The following is a 2881-nucleotide window of genomic DNA, read 5'->3' on the forward strand; positions in this document are numbered from 1 at the left end:
CCGGGTTCCACGGGTAGGAGAGGTGCTGGTGCGTCAGCCGCCAGGCGCCGTTCCTGCGCTGGAAGACGCGGGTCCCGCGGGACCAGCTCTCGACGCCCTGGGCCTCAACGCGATTGAGGCCCCACGAGACCGCGAGATCGCCGTCGGTCACGATCTTCATGTCGGGAACCGTCCAGGTCGCGGTGCCGTCGCCGGACGCGTCGAGGCCGGCCTGGCAGACCTCGCGGACGGCTCGGACACCGACGTACTGCAGCGGCTGCTCGTGCTCGTACGAGACGATGTCGTCGGCGATCGGCGCCATCAGGCCGTCGAGGTCCTTGGCCGCGGTGCTGTCGAACCAGTCCTGGTGCAGACGGCGCAGGCCGTCCTCGTCGGCGGTGGGGTCGGCCGAGGTGTTCGCGCCGACCGGGAAGGAGTGGTGCTCGTGGGTGACCACCCAGCGGCCGTCCTGCTTGCGCAGCCCGAGCGTCAGCCGCAGCCGGGTGTCGGGGTGCGCGGCGAACTCCTCCTCGGTGCCGCAGCGCAGCAGGGCGTACGCGAACGCGACGTCCCCGCCCGCCGTGACGTCCAGCGACTCGATCTCGAACGAGGCGCCGCCGGCCTGCCACTGGAAGAACGGCGGCCAGCTCTCCCGGTACGCGTCGATGCCACGCACGCCCTGCTGCGGCGGCGGCACGTCGAACATCACGATGTCGTCGGCGTGATCGGCCAGAACCGTCGCGAGGTCGCCGCTGTGCACCGCCTCGGCCCAGCGCTCGATCAGGGTCCGGATGAGTTCCTCGTCGGTGGGCATGGCTCGCTCGGTCCTCCTCGGTTGATGGATCCTTCACCGTGACAACCCGGGCCGGACAGCGAACTCATCGCTGATCGGCGCATCAATTCCCGGCGAGGCGGGCCGGCAGTCCGAAGGCCGCGAAGTCGGCGTCGAGGAACGAGACCACCTCGGCGACCCGCCGGCCGCGCAGCACCAGCAGGTCCAGACCCCCGGGCACGTACGCGCCCTGCTCGTCGTCCCACCGGTACGTGCCGAACGCGACCTGCCCGTTCGCCCGAACCGGCAGGAAGCGCCAGCGGTACCCGCGCGCCGCGTCGTCCAGGAACCCGCGGATCCCGGTGCGGCCCTCGTACCATTCGGTGAGCGGCGGCATCGAGTAGCGGGCGTCGTCGGTCAGCATCGCCACGATGGCGTCGACGTCCCCGGTCTCCCACGCGGTCGTGTACCGCTTGACCAGGTCCCGCTGCGCGGCCTCGCCCAGCTCGTCGAGCGTCCGGTGCTGACTGGCGCCCAGCTGCAGGTCGGCGAGCACCTTGCGGGCCCGCTGCAGCGCGCTGTTCACCGCGGGGACCGTCGTGTCCAGCAGGTCGGCGACCTCGCCGGCCGCGTAGCCGAGGACCTCGCGCAGCAGCAGGACCGCCCGCTGCCGGGCGGCCAGGTGCTGCAGGGCGGCGACGAACGCCAGCTCGACGCTCTCCCGCGCGACCACCCGGGCCTCCGGGCTCAGCCGGGCCGACCAGCTCATCATCTGATCGGGGTACGGCTCGAGCCACGCCGTCTCGGTCAGCGGCGCACCCGGGCTCAGATCGGCCGGCAACTCGCGACGGCCCCGGCGCTCGATGATGGTCAACGACCGGTTGGTGGCGATCTTGTACAGCCAGGGCCGGATCGATCCGCGGTCCTCGAACCGGTCGAGGCCGCGCCAGGCCCGATCCAGGGTGTCCTGGACGGCGTCCTCGGCGTCGTGCACCGATCCGAGCATGCGGTAGCAGTGCGCACGCAGCTCGTCGCGCAGCGGCCCGACCAACCGGCCGAAGGCGTCGCCGTCGCCCGCCCGCGCCGCGGCCAGCAACTGCGTGTCCCCGGTCCCGCTCACCACGCGAAGCTACCTCTCACCACGCGAAGCTACCTCGAAACCGCCGCGCTGTCAGAGGCGCGGGCATGACACAGGTCAGTCCATATGAGACGGTGTCCGGATGGGTGACACGGTGTCCGAGGGGATCGCGGCGTGAGGGTGCGCGCCGAGAAGACGGCGGACGGCGTCGCCCTGATGCGGGCGCTGGAGCAGCACGAGCCGCGGCCGCTGTTCGACGATCCGCTCGTCACCGGGATGCTGTCCGGCTGGCCCGCCGTCGTCGTCGCGCACCGGCCGCTGCGGCGACTCTTCCTGAGCGCGCTGGAGCGGGCCGGGCCGGGGTTCTACGGCGCGGTGGTGTGCCGCACCCGGGCGATCGACGACGAGTGCCGGGCGGCGCTGGCGGCGGGAGTGACCCGGGTGGTGATCCTGGGCGCGGGGATGGACACCCGGCCGTACCGGTTGCCCGAGATGGCCGCCGCACGCGTCTGGGAGTTCGACCTGCCCGGCGTGCAGGAGGTGAAGAAGGCCGCGGTGCGCGCGCCGGCCGGGCACGTCACGTACGTCCCGATCGACCTGACCGAGCCCGCGGCCGGTGAGCTGCTGGCGGGCGCGACGGCCGGCGACGCGCCGGCCCTGCTGCTCTGCGAGGCCGTGACGATGTATCTGCCCGACGAGGCGGTCGAGCGGGTCTTCGCGTACGCCGGCACCCTGCCGGCGGGCAGCCGCGTGATCCTCACCTATCTCCCCCGCGACGTGGCCGACCGGGCCGAGAACGACCGGTGGTCCCGCCGCCTGCGCTGGCGCAGCGCCTACCATCCGCATGAGGTCGCCGCCCGCCTCGCCGTGCACGGCCTGACAACGCTGCGCGACCTCGGCGCCGAGGAGCACCAGGAGCGGCTGCTCAGACCGGCCGGCCGCACGCTGACTGTCTTTCCCGGGGAGCGCATAGCGATCGCTAGTCTCGACGCGTGACTTCTCCGAGACGGGCAGCTCGGCCACCCCTGCCGAGGCGGATCCGCTCGATCAGC

General features: G+C 72.7%; 3 protein-coding genes. 1 reads left to right on the forward strand and 2 read right to left on the reverse strand.

Going from position 1 to position 2881, the window contains the following annotated elements; all coding sequences use genetic code 11:
• Both AB0M20_RS35770 and AB0M20_RS35775 read right to left on the reverse strand, forming a co-directional pair.
• Nucleotides 1-793: SgcJ/EcaC family oxidoreductase (locus tag AB0M20_RS35770; RefSeq protein WP_364304996.1), on the reverse strand; the 793-nt coding region annotated here is incomplete at its 3' end.
• A gap of 82 nt (nucleotides 794-875) precedes the next feature.
• Entirely contained in the window at nucleotides 876-1871 is a 996-nt protein-coding gene (locus tag AB0M20_RS35775; RefSeq protein ID WP_364304998.1) for a sigma-70 family RNA polymerase sigma factor, read from the reverse strand.
• 132 nt (nucleotides 1872-2003) lie between these two features.
• Between AB0M20_RS35775 and AB0M20_RS35780 the strand changes: the two genes are divergently transcribed.
• Nucleotides 2004-2825, forward strand: coding sequence for an SAM-dependent methyltransferase (locus AB0M20_RS35780; protein WP_364305000.1), 822 nt, complete (start codon nucleotides 2004-2006; stop codon nucleotides 2823-2825).
• Nucleotides 2826-2881 lie beyond the last annotated feature (56 nt).

It is taken from the genome of Actinoplanes sp. NPDC051633, from assembly GCF_040681735.1.
In the GTDB taxonomy this organism is placed as follows: Bacteria; Actinomycetota; Actinomycetes; order Mycobacteriales; family Micromonosporaceae; genus Actinoplanes.